Annotated in this window: 14 protein-coding genes and 1 pseudogene; 5 read left to right on the top strand and 10 right to left on the bottom strand. The window is 56.9% G+C overall.

The window, feature by feature from the left end; translation table 11 throughout:
- Positions 1–87: 87 nt before the first annotated feature.
- From RGW60_RS03050 to RGW60_RS03020, 7 genes are all read right to left on the bottom strand, one after another.
- Positions 88–978 (bottom strand): Ku protein, encoded by an 891-nt coding sequence (locus RGW60_RS03050; RefSeq protein WP_322202023.1) that lies wholly within the window; start codon positions 976–978, stop codon positions 88–90.
- Between the two features lie 92 nt (positions 979–1,070).
- Positions 1,071–1,553, bottom strand: coding sequence for a transcriptional regulator (locus tag RGW60_RS03045; RefSeq protein ID WP_322202021.1), 483 nt, complete (start codon positions 1,551–1,553; stop codon positions 1,071–1,073).
- The gene (locus RGW60_RS03040; protein ID WP_322202019.1) at positions 1,550–1,768 is read right to left on the bottom strand and encodes a type II toxin-antitoxin system HigB family toxin; all 219 of its coding nucleotides are present in this window, start codon (positions 1,766–1,768) and stop codon (positions 1,550–1,552) included. Before RGW60_RS03040 ends, RGW60_RS03045 begins: the two co-directional genes overlap by 4 nt.
- 366 nt (positions 1,769–2,134) lie before the next feature.
- Positions 2,135–3,073: a hydroxymethylglutaryl-CoA lyase gene (locus RGW60_RS03035; RefSeq protein WP_322202017.1), complete on the bottom strand. Its 939-nt coding sequence runs from the start codon at positions 3,071–3,073 to the stop codon at positions 2,135–2,137.
- Positions 3,070–4,263 carry a CaiB/BaiF CoA-transferase family protein gene (locus tag RGW60_RS03030; RefSeq protein ID WP_322202016.1) on the bottom strand — a complete coding sequence of 398 codons (1,194 nt, stop codon included), beginning with the start codon at positions 4,261–4,263 and terminating at the stop codon, positions 3,070–3,072. Before RGW60_RS03030 ends, RGW60_RS03035 begins: the two co-directional genes overlap by 4 nt.
- Positions 4,264–4,380: 117 nt before the next feature.
- Positions 4,381–5,298, bottom strand: coding sequence for a LysR family transcriptional regulator (locus tag RGW60_RS03025; protein ID WP_322202014.1), 918 nt, complete (start codon positions 5,296–5,298; stop codon positions 4,381–4,383).
- Between the two features lie 582 nt (positions 5,299–5,880).
- A complete protein-coding gene (locus RGW60_RS03020) occupies positions 5,881–7,032 on the bottom strand; it encodes an epoxide hydrolase (RefSeq protein WP_322202012.1) in 1,152 nt (383 codons plus the stop codon).
- A 322-nt stretch (positions 7,033–7,354) separates the two neighbouring features.
- On the opposite strand from RGW60_RS03020, the gene leuC reads away from it, so the two are divergent.
- Together leuC and leuD are read left to right on the top strand one after the other, a co-directional pair.
- The gene (gene leuC, locus RGW60_RS03015) at positions 7,355–8,776 is read left to right on the top strand and encodes a 3-isopropylmalate dehydratase large subunit (RefSeq protein ID WP_322202010.1); all 1,422 of its coding nucleotides are present in this window, start codon (positions 7,355–7,357) and stop codon (positions 8,774–8,776) included.
- A gap of 4 nt (positions 8,777–8,780) precedes the next feature.
- A complete protein-coding gene (gene leuD, locus RGW60_RS03010) occupies positions 8,781–9,395 on the top strand; it encodes a 3-isopropylmalate dehydratase small subunit (protein ID WP_322202008.1) in 615 nt (204 codons plus the stop codon).
- Between the two features lie 3 nt (positions 9,396–9,398).
- Here leuD and RGW60_RS03005 read toward each other — a convergent pair whose 3' ends face one another.
- The gene (locus RGW60_RS03005; protein WP_322202006.1) at positions 9,399–10,313 is read right to left on the bottom strand and encodes a LysR substrate-binding domain-containing protein; all 915 of its coding nucleotides are present in this window, start codon (positions 10,311–10,313) and stop codon (positions 9,399–9,401) included.
- Positions 10,314–10,372: 59 nt separating this feature from the next.
- Here RGW60_RS03005 and RGW60_RS03000 point away from each other — a divergent pair.
- Both RGW60_RS03000 and RGW60_RS02995 read left to right on the top strand, forming a co-directional pair.
- Positions 10,373–10,536 (top strand): annotated as a pseudogene (locus RGW60_RS03000) (alkanesulfonate monooxygenase); the annotation flags it as partial.
- 217 nt (positions 10,537–10,753) lie between these two features.
- Positions 10,754–11,188 (top strand): hypothetical protein, encoded by a 435-nt coding sequence (locus tag RGW60_RS02995; protein ID WP_322202004.1) that lies wholly within the window; start codon positions 10,754–10,756, stop codon positions 11,186–11,188.
- Between the two features lie 92 nt (positions 11,189–11,280).
- Here the strand turns inward: RGW60_RS02995 and RGW60_RS02990 are convergent, their stop codons facing one another.
- A complete protein-coding gene (locus tag RGW60_RS02990; protein WP_322202003.1) occupies positions 11,281–12,714 on the bottom strand; it encodes an FAD/NAD(P)-binding protein in 1,434 nt (477 codons plus the stop codon).
- A gap of 43 nt (positions 12,715–12,757) precedes the next feature.
- Complete coding sequence (locus tag RGW60_RS02985; protein WP_322202001.1) at positions 12,758–13,321, bottom strand: XRE family transcriptional regulator; 564 nt, start codon at positions 13,319–13,321, stop codon at positions 12,758–12,760.
- A 103-nt stretch (positions 13,322–13,424) separates the two neighbouring features.
- Between RGW60_RS02985 and RGW60_RS02980 the strand changes: the two genes are divergently transcribed.
- The gene (locus RGW60_RS02980) at positions 13,425–14,351 is read left to right on the top strand and encodes a DMT family transporter (protein ID WP_322201999.1); all 927 of its coding nucleotides are present in this window, start codon (positions 13,425–13,427) and stop codon (positions 14,349–14,351) included.
- The last annotated feature ends 84 nt before the right edge of the window (positions 14,352–14,435 follow it).

The raw sequence follows: 14,435 nt of genomic DNA, 5'->3' as shown, positions 1-14,435 counted from the left end.
ACAACGCTGTAGGACAGAATCAAAAAAGTACCCTGTCCGGGCAGTACAGCACGGACATCGGATACTGATTCACTGCCCTGATTCAAATCAAGACACTTTAGTGGTCTTCTTGCGAGGGGGTGCCCGTCTTTTGGCCGGTGCGTCTTCGGCAGGTTTGGCCGGTGGCTTGCTCGTCGGTTTGGCCGCGCTTTTGCCACCCAGGCTACGCTTGAGGAGCTCAGTCAGATCAATGACGTCGGCGCTTTTACGTTCAGATTCACCCGTATTGGTTTCGACGTCTTCGATTTTTCCTTCGCGCGCCTTGGTCTCGACTAATTGCATGATCTTTTCCTGAAACGTGTCGCGGTATTCATCGGGTTCCCAATTTGCACTCATGTCTTTGACCAACCGTCGGGCCATGTCGCGCTCGCTTTTGCTCAGTGTTGCCTCGGTCACCGCTTCCGTCAGTTCCAACGTATCGAGGCCGCGCACTTCGGCAGGCCAGCGCAGAATGACCAAGACCATGGCCGAGTCCAATGGCATCACCGCAGCCAAGTGCTGGCGGGTATGCAACACCACGTTAGCCAACGCGACTTTCTTGGTATCGACCAAGGTTTCACGGAGCAAAGCGTAGACTTTCTCACCACGCTTGTCGGGGGTCAGAAAATAGGGTGTGTCGATGTTTTGCAGCGGAATTTGGTCGCTGTCAACGAAACCGAAAATCTCGATGGTTTGCGTCGACTTTGGGTGCGCCGAACGGATTTCTTCTTCGCTGATCACGACGTACCGGCCCTTCTCATACTGCACGCCCTTGACGATATTTTCCTTGGTCATGTCCTTGCCGGTGACCTTGTTAATTCGCTTGTAACCCACCGGATCCATGCTGCGCTTATCTAGCCAATCGAAATCGACCCCCTGAGTCGATGTCGCCGAGACCAACGCGACCGGTATATGCACCAGGCCGAAACTGATCGCGCCTTTCCAGATTGCTCGTGGCATCGCCTGATTCCCTGTGTTGTCCTGTCTTTTAGATGACCGGGCCATAGAGGCAAAGTTTCGGGGAGGCGATGGGGTGGGACGTTTAAAACGGCTTAAACGCTACGCGATACAAATACACCTGGATCAACATGAAAACGGGCCGCAAGGCGAGCGATCATTTCTACGGTCAATTTACGATGGCCACTCAATATTCGTGACACCACCGTCTTGTCGCCGATTTCTGGAAGGTCTGCCCCACTTAGTTTGTTTTGCAGCATGAGTGCCTTGATTAAATCAATATCGGTCAGCGCATTGATACCTGCATTAAATGCTCCGAACTGCGGCGCGTGATCTTCGTAACGACCAACCGTTTCACAGAGCGTATCGAGCAAGGTCTGTTCAACCGCGTCCAGTGCTTGCCCGTCGGTTAACTCGTCGATGACCGCGAGTGCTTTCTGATACTCAGCTTCGGTTTCAATGTGATGAATGAAATGAGCTCCCAGGCGGTCCATGTCCAGCCGCAAGGTTTCCATGCGTTGAGCCAATTCGCGCATTGAGGCGCCATCAACGATTCTTTCAGTTAATGCGGCACTCATGGCCTGATCCCCGTCTTATGTGCTTGGTACCACTTGTTGGCTCTGGCGTATTCAGCGTGGCTATAAATATGTTTGACAAACACCAAGTGCTTAACGAAATCGATGGCCGCTATCAACCTCAAATTGTTCCCGCCGATATCGATGACATACCACCCGGTACGGGGCGTGAAACGATCCAGCGTGTTAAAGGTTTGCTTTAACTCAGATGAGGCCACCGCCTCGGACGCACCCAGCAATCGGTAAGTCGCGTTAAGGTTTGCGGCATCGTTCGGGAAGCGCGCGGCGGCCTCGTCACATGCCCGCTTTTAAAAATTCGCATCAGCATCCCTGTTGAAGTTTTAGCAACCCTAAGTCAGGGTTGCTAAGTTGCCAACTCTACTACCCCCGTCTTGTCCAACTCACGCAGTTTCGCGGGCAATGCCCAAATCAACAGCACGGCGGCTATCAAAGCGATGGCGATCACCTACAGTGCCGGGGTGGTGCTGCCGGTGAAGTCTTTATGCGGCCAACCATGACCGGGCTGATCGGCGGTGAGCAAGCAAGCGGTTTCAACACCTCCAATGATCAAGCGTGTCGCGGTATCACGTGGGCAAATTATCTGGCGCTGGGTGCAAGTCGCTGTTGCGTCCGGCTTTGGCGACCTGACCAGGCATTTCATGGCCCAACAGCGCGGGCAAACGGCGCGACAGCTCCAGCAAGTGCGACAGATCAATTCCAGTCTGGATGCCCATTTCGTCGCACAGGTTTACCAGGTCCTCGGTGCAGATATTGCCCGAAGCCCCCGGCGCGAACGGGCAACCGCCCAAGCCGCCCAGAGAAGCATCGAAACGTCGTGCACCGGCTTCATACGCGGCCAGTACGTTGCTCAAGCCCAAGCCGCGCGTATTGTGAAAATGCAGGGTTAATTGTGCCGGCGAGACCTTGGCCAGAACTCGCTGAACCAGCCTGTACACCTGCCGTGGATTGGCCATGCCCGTGGTGTCGGCGAGGGTAATGCCTTGCACCCCCAACTCAAGGTAGGCATCGACAATGCTCAACACGAGGTCTTCGTTAATCACGCCTTCGAACGGGCAACCAAAGGTGGTCGCCAGCGTGCCGTTGAGGCTCAGCGAGGTGCCACGGGCCAAGGCCACAATGTCGCCAAACCCGCTTAGCGACTGCTCGCGACGCATGCGCATGTTCGCCAAATTGTGGGTCTGGCTGGCGGACATCACCAGGTTCAGCTCATCGGCGCCCGCGTCTATCGCTCGCTGGGCACCTTTTAAATTAGGAATCAGAGCAACGTAGATCACGCCGGGTTGACGCTGGATGCCGCGAAACACTTCGTCGCCGTCGCGCAGGGCAGGAATGGCTTTGGGCGAGACGAATGAGCCGGCTTCGATGCGGGAAAATCCGGCCAGTGACAGCTGATTGATCAACGCGATCTTGTCGGCGGTTTCAACCCACTTCGGTTCGATTTGCAGACCGTCGCGCGGGGCGACTTCCTGGACGATCAGGCGTTCTGAATAGTCGGTAATCATTGCACCACCCCCTCAGTTTTAAGGCGGGCAATGTCCGCCGCAGTCAGCCCAAGGCCGTCGAGCACGCTGTCGGTGTGCTGGCCCAGCGTCGGTCCCTGCCAGTTCACCGCACCGGGGGTTTCTGAAAGTTTGGGCACGATACCGGGCATTTTTACCGCCGCGCCGCCGGGCAATTGCGCGTCGAGAATCATCCCACGCGCCTGATAATGTGGATCGGCAACGATGTCAGCCACCGAGTAGATACGGCCGGCCGGCACTTCAGCGGTTTCCAGCGTTTGCAACACCGCGTCGATGGGTTGGCTCATCGTCCACTGGCTGATGGCCTCATCAAGCAGGTTGCTTTGCGGCGCGCGGCCATCGTTGTGGGCAAAATCAGGATTTTCTGCCAAGTCCGCGCGACCAATAACCTGCATCAGCCGCTTGAAAATCGGATCACTGTTCCCTGCGATCACCACATACGCGCCGTCGGCGGTCGGGTAGGTATTGGACGGCGCAATGCCCGGCAGCGCACCACCGCTGCGTTCGCGGACGTGACCCATCATGTCGTATTCCGGCACCAGGCTTTCCATGACGTTGAACACGCTTTCGGCCAACGACACATCGACTATCTGCCCGTCGCCCTGCCCGGTTTTGACCCGCAACAACGCCATCAACGCGCCCATGACTGCGTGCATTGAGGCCAATGAATCACCGAGACTGACGCCGACCCGGGCCGGCGGCGAGCCGGGGGTGCCGGTGGTGTAACGGATCCCGCCCATGGCCTCACCGATGGCGCCGAAGCCAGGGCGATCACGGTAAGGCCCGGTTTGGCCGTAGCCGGAAATACGCACCAGCGTCAGTTTGGGATTAATAGCGTGCAGCACGTCCCAACCGAGGCCGAGTTTTTCCAGCGCACCGGGGCGCAGGTTCTCGATTAGCACGTCGGTGCTTTCCGCGAGTTGCTTGATGATAGCAATGCCTTCAGGGGATTTGAGATTCAGCGCCAGGGATTTTTTGTTGCGCGACTGCAGGTACCACCAGAGGGACGTGCCCTCATGGAGCTTTCGCCATTTACGAAGAGGATCACCTTGACCCATCGATTCGATCTTAATGACTTCGGCACCGAACTCCGCCATCAGGCGCGCCGCAAAAGGGGCCGCAATCAGCGTACCGATCTCGATTACGCGAATTCCGCTCAGGGGAGCAGTCATGGTCAGTACCTCATTGTTCTTGGAATTTGAGCCAAGGCTAGAGGACTGGACGCCGACTAATCAAACCGTCAGTTGGCAAGCAGCGTTCGCCAAACACGAACGTTTGAAGCGAAGCGTCTAACGCAAGGTTTCCAGGCGACTAAGGTGATCAAACAGCGACCGGCTGACGGGAGACAGCGCGTTCAACTCACGGGCAACCAGCAATAAAGTGCGCTCGGACCAGTCATCACTGAGCGTCACCGCCGTCAACCCGAGGGAGTGACCAAACAATTCATAGGCCTTGCGCGGCAAGATCCCGATGCCCATGTTGGCTTGAACCATTCGGCACACGGCATCAAAACCCGGCACATGAATCCTCAGCCGCAGTATGCGTCCGCAAGCACGGGCGGCGGCGTGGGTGCGCATGTTGATCGAACTGGCGGCATGCAACCCGATGTGGTCGAAATCCAGGGTGTCGGCGAACGCCACGTGGTCGCGCCCGGCCAGTGGATGATCGCTGCGCATGACCACCACCAGCGTGTCATGGCGGTAAGGCACGCTGAACAGGCCTTGGGTGTCGGTGTCTTCGGAGCAAATGCCGATGTCGGCCACGCCGTCGACGATGCCTTGCACCACCCCGTTGCTGGGCCGTTCTTCAAGGTCGATTTTTACTTGCGCGTGGTCGGTAACGAAGTCGTGCAGGTCTTCCGGTAAAAACTGAATGATCGCCGAGAGGTTCGCCAGCATCCGCACGTAACCCCGCACGCCTTGAATATGCTCGTCCAGTTCGACGCCCATTTTTTCCACGTCGAACAGCATTCGCCGCGCATGGTGTAACAGGGTTTCACCGGCAGCGGTCAGGGCCATGCCTTTGGCGTTGCGCACGAACAAGCCGATGCCCAGCGCGTCTTCAAGCTCCATCAAACGCTTGCTGGCCGCCGACACCGCAATCGCCTCCCGCGCTGCTGCACGGGTCAACGTGCCCTCCTCATGCACCGCCACAAATAATTGCAGGGTGATCAGGTCCAGACGGCGGGTGAGGTTTTTGTGCAGCATGGGCGGCGTTACTCGGGAGGTCGCGATGCGGCAGGATAGCGCTTCGCAGAGTGTCAGGACCGACGCTTTCCCGAATAAATTCGGTCCCACAGGGTTTCTGTTGCCGTCGAAGGCTGCGATAAGGTCCGAAGGACCTTCGCCAACAAGTTGGCTACAGATGCTTGTCCGCCTGTGATTCTCAAGCGAATTGAATATCGAATGCGGAAATAGGCCCCGTGAAACCATGCGGCCGAACGCAGGCGTTGCGCAGGGGGTAACGAGGCAAGGATGCCGAGATAGCCGTGCGCGGCCAGGGACGGCCGCTCACGGCGACCCCCGGAGCAATGCCGGAGTGAGGGAAGACCGAGCCGGAGCGAGGTCCAGCATAGTGGGGCAAGCCCTTTTCGCGGGACCTTTTTGCAGTTCGGCGCTCCGACGTTTGAAAAAGGTTCCTCGCTGTAAAAGCGAAACCCTACTTTCAGCAACCATAAAGGCCGGATATACACACGAAGCTCAGCGCCAACCTATTGTTTAATATGCCTCAAAAGTAGTTGGCTCCAAGAAATTGAACTGCTTCGATCTCAGCCGCATTCCGAAACGACCTCAACGCAACGGCCGAAAAAACGCCCTGATCTCTTCGGCCAGCGCCTGTGGTTGCTCCATTGCCGCGAAGTGCCCGCCATGTTCCATCTCGGTCCAGCGTTGCAGGTTGAAGCTGCGTTCAACCCAAGAGCGCGGCGGCATGGGCAGTTCGCCGGGGAAGTTTGCGACGCCCAGCGGCGGCAGCACCCGTTGACCGACGGAGAAGTGCACGGGCCGTTTGCGGCTTTCCAGGTATAACCGGAACGACGAGCCGATGGTCCCGGTAAACCAGTAAATCGAAATATTGGTCAACAGCGCATCCAGAGAGATTGCCTGTTCAAGCTCACCGCCGCAGTCGCTCCAAGCCTGGAATTTTTCCACAATCCAGCCCGCCAATCCTGCGGGTGAGTCATTCAAACCAAACGCCAGCGTCTGCGGCTTAGTGCCTTGAATTTTTCCGTAGGCGCCCTCTAGCTCACGCCAAGCAGCGGCCTTGTCGAGAAAGCCTTGCTCTTCACCCGACAGCGGCGGCTGATTGCCTTCCATTGGCGGACGATAGGAACCGGGCAAAAAATTCAGGTGCAGTCCTTTGATTTGATCGGGATAACGATATGCAAGCCAAGTCGAGACGCTCGAGCCCCAATCGCCACCTTGCGCGCCAAATTGCGCGTACCCCAACCCGTTCATCAGCTCGGCCCACAACCCGGCGATTTCAAACGGGCCGGTGCCCTTCGCCCGGGGCGCCGGGGAAAAACCGTAGCCGGGCAGCGACGGCACGACGACGTGGAAGGCATCCGCAGGATCGCCACCATAATGGCCTGGGTCTGCCAGCAGCGGGATGATCGCTTCCATTTCGACAAACGAGCCCGGCCAGCCATGGGTCATAATCAATGGCAACGGCGCCGGACCCTTGCCACGTTGATGGACAAAGTGGATCGGCTGACTGCCCACCTGCGCAATGAATTGTGGCAATGCATTGAGCCTGGACTCTTGCGTGCGCCAATCGAATTGAGTACGCCAATGATCGACCAGACGCTTTAAAAACTCGCTGTCCGTGCCTTCACTCCATCGCGCATCGTCGATGCCTTCGATCCATCGCGTCCGGGCCAGTCTGGCGTTCAGGTCAGCCAGCGCCTCGTCACTAATGGCGATGTTAAAGGGAAGGATGTCCATAGGGCGTGTCTCCTGAAATCGGCGTAGGGGAAATTAACAATCAGTGCAGCCAAACCCTTGCGAAAACCGCGCCTTGGAGGTAGCAGACAAACGCATTCACCGCCTTGACCGGCGAACTGTAACCTAGAAGCGCTTTTTTTCGCGATGGTTCGGGTAGCGGTCCGGTGGGCAAAGGTTTAATTTTTGATATTTCTTATTCAATCAAACACGAACCATGGCCCATGCCATCACCTTCTTGCCATTGATAGCATCATCACCGCGCCTATTATGAAGACAGAAGTCTGTCGAACCGTGTCGACGGGCTCTCTTCGCGAGCGCGACCATGACCCCAACAAGAACCCTATACGAAAAGCACATCGACTCGCATACCGTGTGCAACCTCGACGACGAAGGGCATGTTCTGCTCTACATCGACCGCCAGGTGATCAACGAATACACCAGCCCGCAAGCCTTCAGCGGTTTGCGCGAAGCCGGCCGTGAGGTGTGGCGTCCGACCACGGCTTTGGCGGTGGTCGATCATGTGAATCCAACCGCGCCGGTGCGTGTAGCGGCTATGGCGGACGAAGGCGGCGCGTTACAGGTTTCGTACCTGGAACAAAACTGCGAAAAATTCGGCATTGAGCTGTTCGACGTCCTCGATAAGCGCCAAGGCATTGAACACGTGATCGCACCTGAACAGGGTTTTGTCCTGCCCGGCATGGTGATTGCGGCGGGCGACAGCCATACCACCACGTATGGCGCTTTGGGGGCCTTTGGGTTCGGCATTGGCACGTCCGAAATCGAGCACCTGCTGGCCTCGCAAACCCTGGTCTACAAACGACTGAAAAGTATGCGGGTAACCGTTGATGGCGCCTTAGCCTCGGGTATTACTTCCAAAGACGTGATCATGGCGTTGATCGGTAAAATAGGCGCCTCCGGTGCAACCGGCTACGCCATCGAATTCGCCGGTTCGACCATTGATGCCCTGAGCGTTGAGGCGCGGATGACCATCTGCAACATGGCGGTTGAAGCCGGCGCGCGCGGTGCGTTCATGGCGCCCGACGACAAAGTGTTTGATTACCTCAAGAGCAAACCCCGGGCGCCGAAAGGCGAGTTATGGGAGCGTGCTGTGGACATTTGGCGCCAATTGCACACCGACCTCGGTGCTCACTTCGACAGCGAAATCCATATGAATTCCAATGACCTCGAACCCATGGTGACTTGGGGCACCAGCCCGGATCAGGCTGCCGCCATCGGTTCCACGGTGCCGGACCCGCTTGCCATCAGCGACCTTATTTTGCGTCAGGACATGGTCCGCGCCCTAAAGTACATGGGCCTGGAAGCGGGCATGCCGTTGAGCGATATCGTCATCAGCCACGCATTTATCGGTTCTTGCACCAACGCACGGATCGAAGACCTGCGCGATGCCGCCAGCGTGGTGCGCGGCAAGCGCGTCGCCAATCATGTCCGGGCGATGATCGTTCCGGGATCGACGGCGGTGCGCGATCAGGCCGAAGCCGAAGGGCTGGCCGCGATCTTTATCGAGGCCGGTTTCGAGTGGCGTCAGTCGGGTTGCTCCATGTGCCTGGCGATGAACGACGACGTGCTTGCCTCAGGCGACCGTTGCGCGTCCAGCACCAACCGCAATTTCGAAGGACGCCAAGGCGCCGGCGCACGCACGCATCTAATGAGCCCAGCCATGGTCGCCGCTGCGGCAATCACCGGACGACTGACCGACGTGCGCCGCTTCGACGGCCGCGCTTGAGGAGATGAACATGCAACCGTTTACCACCGTCAGCGGCACCGCAGCGCCCATGCTGGCTGCCAACATCGACACCGACGTAATCATGCCTAAGCAGTTCCTCAAGGGCATCGACCGTAATGGATTGGATCGCGGTTTGTTTTTCGACCTGCGCTTTCTAGCGTCAGGCGAACCCAACCCGGATTTCATCCTCAACCAACCCCCTTGGCAGGGCGCAAGCTTTATGGTCACCGGGCCGAACTTCGGCTGCGGTTCCAGCCGTGAACACGCGGTATGGGGTCTGAAGCAGATGGGCATTCGTGCACTGATCGGCAGCAGCTTCGCCGGGATCTTTTACGACAACTGCCAGCGCAACGGAGTGCTGATTATCTCGCTGGACGAAACTCGAGTTCAGGAGCTGGGGCGCATGGTCAGCTACGCGCAAAGTGCTCGGATCGAAGTGGACCTGGAAGCTCAGCAAATCCGTTTGCAAGATGGCAGCGTCATGCCGTTCCGGATCGATACCCTGCGCAAGGATGCGTTGTTAATAGGGCTGGACGCTATCGGCAGCACCCTGCAACGCAGCGCGCAGATTCGTGAATTCGAACAGCGGCATCTGCACGCCAATCCTTGGCTGAACTAAGGCTTAAAGCGACAACTGATGGAAGTGATGCTGGAGGAACTCGACGCAAGCACGCAGCTTGCCCGAGTTCGCCAGCCGATTCGGGTAAACCGCCCAGACATTGGCGCTCTGGGTGTAATCATTCAGCACCTGCACCAAACGACCCTGCTCCAGCAGCGGTCGCACGTCCCACAATGAACGCAGCAAAACCCCGCGCCCATCCAGTGCCCACTGCAAGACAATCTCCCCGCTGTTAGACGATAACGGCCCACTGACGCGCACGCTTTTGTGACCGCCTTCGCGCTCCAGTTGCCAAAGACCGAAAGCATTGTCGCGCTCTTTCAGCACCAGGCAATCGTGGCCCTCAAGATCAGACAGCGTCTGCGGGGTACCGCGTCGCTTCAAGTAGTCGGGCGCAGCGCAGAGCACCCGGCGATTAGTGACCAAACGTCGACCGATGTGCTGGCCAGAAATGTCATCACCAACGCGAATTTCCAGATCGAAACCCTCGCTAATGATGTCCACCACCCGGTCGAAAAGGTCCAGACGAATTTCCAGCTGTGGATAACATTCGGCCAATTGTGAAATCGCCGGCGCTACATGATTGCGGCCGAAACCAAAGCTGCTGCACAAGTGCAATCGACCGCGAGGCTCGGCATGTGCTTCGGACAGCTCGTCGTGCAGCAACTGAAAGTCTTCAAGAATACGCATGGCCCACCGCTGCACACGTTCGCCGTCTTCAGTCAGCGATACCCGACGGCTGGTGCGGTGCAACAAACGGGTAGCCAGCGTGCTTTCCAGAATCTGAATGCGCTTGCTGACGTACGCCGGTGATAATCCCAGCTCATCGGCAGCGGCGGCGAAACCGGCTTTGCGAATGACGGTCAAGAACACCCGCAAATCTTCCGGCAACGGTGCGGCTTCTTTTTTAGCGTTCATGTAGCTTCTTTTTTAGAGAGATAGCGCGGGTGGCAAGGATAGCATTGGACGAAACGCCGCCACATTTGGAAGAAGCCTATCGTTTTACCGAACGAGTGTTTGCGTTGCTGCCGGAACCCTACGCAAGCCTGGCTCGACACGGCGCAACTAACCTGACTAGACCACTCGGTGAATCATCGCCCACGACATACCGCCAGCCCAGTCCGACAGCGTCCGCCACTGATGTGCTTAAAAACAATGAAATAGCCAGGCTTAGCAGCCGCTTTCACGTTATGCCGGGAGAAAAAGACGGCCAATCACATACCAACGGAATTTACCTACAACAGATGGTTAAGAAGCGCTCAACCACATAGGACGCAGCTGACATCTTCTTAGAAGAACTCTCGTTAAGGTTGCGCCGGCTTAATTTGCCAAGCACTTACCATCAGGAGTTCTTTCGAATGAAAAAAGTATACCTCTGCGCCGCCGTTGCTACGTTGATCGCCACGACCAGCGGTTGCGTGAGCTATAACATGAGCCAGCCCACCGCTCCGATTTCCGGGTCGGTCAGCGCTGACTTGAAAGCGAACGTAAAAGTCGGCGAAAAAATCACCGGTGAATCTTCCACCAATATCCTGTTTGGCTGGTTGAGCGTGGGTGGCGACACTCAGTTCGCTGACGGCGTGACGTACGGTGGCGCTGGCGGTTCCGCACTCAGCTTGCCTGATCCAATCTCCGCCGTAAAAGCGGCGGCGGCCTACAAAGCAGTGAAAAGCTCAGGTTCCGACCTGATCGTTGCGCCACGCTATGAAGTGAACGTCGAAGACTATTTCATCTTCAAGAAGGTGAATGTCAAAGTCACCGGCAACAAAGGCAGCATCGACAGCATCCGCTAAGTGCTGACGTCCATGGCTTAACACCAGCATGGAAAAACGCCGCTCAGACTTCGAGCGGCGTTTTTGCTTTATCAGTCCAAACGCTTCATCCACTAACGCAGTGAAACCAGTCGTTCAGCAAGCGCTTTAGCCTGACTCGCAACATCGGTTACCGCCGTGGTTTCCCACCACATACCGCGCAACGGTGGTCCCATCGCAAACAGTCTCTTCGATATATCCCCCTGCGCATCAAGCAACGCGCCGCTGGCATGTACTGCAATGCCCAGCGCCAAATGTCCCGGTTGAATCAAGCACCGGGACAACAGATTTTTAGGTAGCGGCCGATCCACTCGCCGCCAATCGTATTCGATGCCCGAAGAATTGATCAGCGCATCACCAATGATATGAGAGGGTTCGGCCTCGCCTCGTCGACGGACGCAAATTTGCAACTGCCCTGTGGATAGCATTTCCAACTCTTTAAACGACGCCGCATGGATCGTTAGCCGGCCTTCCTTGACTAGCTTCGCTAACAACGCTGCGCTCAAGGGTGCAGAGCGGTGGTGATGGCTCTCCCACCAAGGCCGAACATGGCGAACGAACTGCCGGCGCTGCAGATCACTGGCCTGATTCCACAAACGGCCAATGTGGGCGCGCACCGTATCCAGAGGTGCTTGCCAATCGATGCCTTGCGCGATGGCTTGCTGGCATTGCTCGCGCACCTTGCGCAACAACTGACGCGTGCTACGAATACTGTGGTCGTCGGCCAAGAAATCCACCCATGCCGGCGGTTGTCGACGAACGTGCGGTAACAAACCGTGGCGCGAAAACACTTCAATGGGTCCTCGATGCCCCGCCTGTTGCAGCGAAACTAACGCATCGACCATGGTCAGCCCGGCGCCGATGATCAGCACTTTAGCCTGCGGGTCGAGTTGGCTCATGGTGCGAACGTCCCAAGGATCGACCGCTGCCGCATTGAGCCCGCTGGTCTCACGTTGCGGCGTGCGCGCGGCGGGAAACAGACCCGTGGCCAGAATAGCGAACTTGCCTTGCAACTGTTTACCGCTCTTAAGCGTTATGCGTACGCCGAAATCGCTGCTTTGCAGGTCAATCGCTTCATCGCACACATGCTCCAGGCTCGATCCGTAAGTGGCACCCAGGGCTTGGGCTTCAGCCAGTCTTTGCTGAACGTAAAGGCCAAAAATCCCCCTTGGAGGGAACAGTTCGGCCACCGGCACCGCTTGTTCGGCGGATTCAGGCCAACCGCCGGCCGCGATGTAACGACCAAGCCAGCGAGTCAAGTCATCAGGATCATCGGGCTCGACGCTCATTCGTGCAGCATTCCCATTCAGAGTGTGGCCCAATTCGCTGGCACTGTAGGCTTCACCCCGCCCTAATTCACTGCGAGTCTCAATAATCAAAATGTGCCGCTTACCCGGCAGTCGTAGCAATTGAGCAGCGAGCATGCTGCCACTTAATCCACCGCCGACAATCAGGATATCGGCGGTACGGACAGCGCGGTTTGCCTGTTCAAGCTGCGACGTGGACATGTTTCCTGACTGCTTCATTAAATGCTGTCCTTCGATGAATTGCTTACAACACGACGTTTCGAACGAAGCGCACCAATAACTGGCCGTCATTGCGATAGGTATGGATTTGGTTACTGGCAAACATAAAAAACTCGCCACTTTCGACGTAGCGTATTTCGTGCCCCAGCCCGACCCCAAGACTTCCCTCAAATACATACACCTGCTCGCTCCAGCCTTCCGGGTCGGCTTCGGAAGAATAGACTTCGCCGGGCTGCAGGCAAAATTCCCACAACTCAACCTCACGTTTCGCCGCTGCCTTGGCCAACAGCACGGCCTTGCTTCCCGGAATCAAACCAGCCCAAGCCACTTCGTTAATCCGGCTGGGGTCACGCACATCCGGCGCCTGGATAAGATCGCTGAACGCCACTTCCAGCGCTTCGGCGATCCGATCAAGGGTCGCTAGGCTGACGTTTTTTTCGCCCGCCTCGATGGCCACCAACATCCGCCGACTGACGCCCGATTTTTCCGCCAAGCCGTTCTGGCTCAACGCTGCCGCGTTACGGAGGCGGCGTACGTTCTGGCTGACATGCTGTAGCACTGGCGCTCTATGGGAACTGTCTTTGTTCACGCTATTGCTCGCTCAAATTTATATGCGCAGTATACTGCCCACTACCAATATGCTGTGCGCCTCATCTTGCCGCACCCAAGCCCCACCCGCCCGGTGAATAAATATGCAGTCTATGCGCCTGACGCCTCGCATCAGTAAAGCAGAAGCGGTTCTGATCCTGATCACGGTGATCTGGGGCGGAACCTTTCTATGGGTACAACATGCCCTGAGTTCCAGCGGGCCATTGTTCTTTGTAGGCTTACGGTTTGCCGCCGCGGCATCCATCGTCGCGTTGTTTTCGCTGCGCATCTTACGCGACCTGACGCGGCTGGAATTCAAGGCCGGCGTCTTGATTGGTGTAGCAATAATGCTGGGCTATGGACTGCAAACGATCGGTTTGCAAACCATCCCCAGCAGTCAGTCAGCATTTATTACTGCGTTATATGTACCTTTTGTGCCGTTGCTGCAATGGCTGGTGCTCGGGCGGCGCCCAGGACTGATGCCCAGCCTTGGCATCGGTTTGGCGTTCGCCGGTTTAGTCCTATTGTCCGGTCCCAATGGCGCCTCACTTAATCTCAGCCCCGGCGAGATAGCCACCGTGGTCAGCGCCATCGCTATCGCCGCAGAAATCATCCTGATCAGCGCCTACGCCGGCAAAGTCGATGTGCGTCGGGTGACTGTAGTCCAGTTGGCCACCGCATCTTTATTGTCGTTTTTGATCGTAGTTCCAACGGCAGAATCCTTGCCAAAATTTTCATGGCTGTTGGTTATCAGCGCGATGGGGCTTGGTGCTGCCAGCGCTGCCATTCAGGTGGCCATGAACTGGGCGCAAAAAACCGTCTCACCAACTCGCGCAACGGTTATCTACGCAGGCGAACCTGTCTGGGCGGGAGTCGCCGGCCGCCTGGCGGGCGAACGTTTGCCTGCCATTGCATTAGTTGGCGCAGCATTGATCGTGGCGGGCGTGATCGTCAGTGAAATAAAAGGACGAACAAAGGCGAAGGTCCGAAATGAACAGGATGAAATTAATTGGGTAGGCAAGGAGGATTGAGAACGGACCGATACCCTGCCCACGTTAAAAATTCATATCCTATTGAATTTAAAATCGTTTTTATCTTTACGGGATAGCTTCTAC

Origin of the sequence: Pseudomonas sp. AB6, assembly GCF_034314105.1 — a bacterium.
In the GTDB taxonomy this organism is placed as follows: Bacteria; Pseudomonadota; Gammaproteobacteria; order Pseudomonadales; family Pseudomonadaceae; genus Aquipseudomonas.
This window is presented reverse-complemented; position numbering and strand designations above follow the sequence as displayed.